Below are 1,364 nucleotides of genomic sequence, written 5' to 3' on the forward strand. Positions count from 1 at the left end.
TTTTTCTAAATTATTCAAACTTGTTTTTAAGTTTGTCTTTTTTTATACGTTTTGATTGATTTTTGTTTCACACTTAACTCCTTTATTTTGTAATAATATCTGTAATACCTGGATTCATAGATAATTCTATTCTTTGTACGTGAGGATGACTGCGATATCTTTTTCTCACCATCTGACCTAAAGTCTGTCCTTGATTATATCCATGGATGATTCTTAAAGTCAATGCATCAGGTTTCTTTAAAGCTGCATCGATCATCTTACGTGCTTCCTGTTGAGTATAGCCATGTATATCTATTTCTTTGATATATTGCATAAACTTCTCCTTGTGATGTCTTTTAAATGATTGATTTCTTCTTGAGTAAGAGTTCTATATGTACCACTTGGAAGATCACCTAACGAGATATCTCCATACATAATGCGATGAAGTGATGTAATCTTATTATTAAGAGAAAGGAACATCTTCTTTATTTCATGATAACGTCCTTCTTCTAAAGTGATGATACCTTCATATTCACTTGTCATTTCTACTATTGCAGGTAAACATTTAACATCTCCATCAATAGTAATACCTTCTTTAAATGGTGTTATATCCTTTAAAGAACTTAAACAAGTAAAGGCATAAGTTCTAGGTATATGAAATTCAGGAAGAGTGAGTCTTTTTCTTAATTTCAAATCATTAGTTAAAATGACTAGACCCGTTGTATCACGGTCTAATCTTCCTACGTAATGAAGGTTATCATCTGGAAGTAAAGTGATCAGACAGGGATCATGAGGATCCTTATTGGCACATACATATCCTGATGGTTTATGAATGATATAGTATTTCAAGGGATGAGAATCAAGAATCTTAGATTCATAAATAACTGTTTCATCAGTTATGTCCATATCTTCATCTACTATTTCATTGTTGACTTGTATCAGTCCCTTTTTAATGGCCTTCTTTGCCTGTTTCTTACTTCCACATTTATTTAATACAAATATGTCTATCAGTCTCATTAATGAGTATTCCTTCCACGAGAACAGTCATTAGAACGATTATCAGTACTATTGACTATTATCACCTTGACTTTATCTCCTCTTTTATATGAAGGATTTTGTTCTAAAATATCACGTAAAGCTGTTAATCTCTTATTGCCATCTACACATAAATAGCCACAACCTGTTTCTTTTACCTTAATAGGAAAAGAGAAACCTATTCTAATAATAGAATGATAGAGATGATCTGTATATTCTGATGGAATAAAGTGAATGTCACTTAATGGTAGTTCTTTAATACGCATAAAATATGCCTGCCACTCAAAATGTGATTAAATATACTCACATCGAGATAATGTAAGTTCTCACGAACATTACTTACTATGTCA

General features: G+C 31.5%; 3 protein-coding genes. All 3 read right to left on the bottom strand.

What is annotated here, in order from left to right; genetic code table 11:
• Positions 1-82 precede the first annotated feature (82 nt).
• The 3 genes from ABUA27_RS12630 to ABUA27_RS12640 are packed head-to-tail and all read right to left on the bottom strand — an operon-like array spanning position 83 to position 1,280.
• Entirely contained in the window at positions 83-313 is a 231-nt protein-coding gene (locus ABUA27_RS12630) for a Smr/MutS family protein (protein ID WP_006506537.1), read from the bottom strand.
• Positions 292-996, bottom strand: a complete 705-nt coding sequence (locus ABUA27_RS12635; RefSeq protein WP_129982377.1) for a pseudouridine synthase — start codon at positions 994-996, stop codon at positions 292-294. The genes ABUA27_RS12630 and ABUA27_RS12635 overlap by 22 nt, the downstream gene beginning before the upstream one ends.
• On the bottom strand, positions 996-1,280 hold the full coding sequence (locus tag ABUA27_RS12640) for a hypothetical protein (RefSeq protein WP_281076154.1): 285 nt from the start codon (positions 1,278-1,280) through the stop codon (positions 996-998). Before ABUA27_RS12640 ends, ABUA27_RS12635 begins: the two co-directional genes overlap by 1 nt.
• Positions 1,281-1,364 lie beyond the last annotated feature (84 nt).

The organism is Catenibacterium sp. RTP21428st1_D7_RTP21428_210409 (genome assembly GCF_040227455.1).
GTDB classification, from domain to species: domain Bacteria; phylum Bacillota_I; class Bacilli_A; order Erysipelotrichales; family Coprobacillaceae; genus Catenibacterium; species Catenibacterium mitsuoka_A.

Coding starts and splice junctions, on each gene's coding strand:
- ABUA27_RS12640 (WP_281076154.1), bottom strand. CDS start 1,280: ATGCGTATTAAAGAACTACCATTAAGTGACATTCACTTTATTCCATCA.
- ABUA27_RS12630 (WP_006506537.1), bottom strand. CDS start 313: ATGCAATATATCAAAGAAATAGATATACATGGCTATACTCAACAGGAA.
- ABUA27_RS12635 (WP_129982377.1), bottom strand. CDS start 996: ATGAGACTGATAGACATATTTGTATTAAATAAATGTGGAAGTAAGAAA.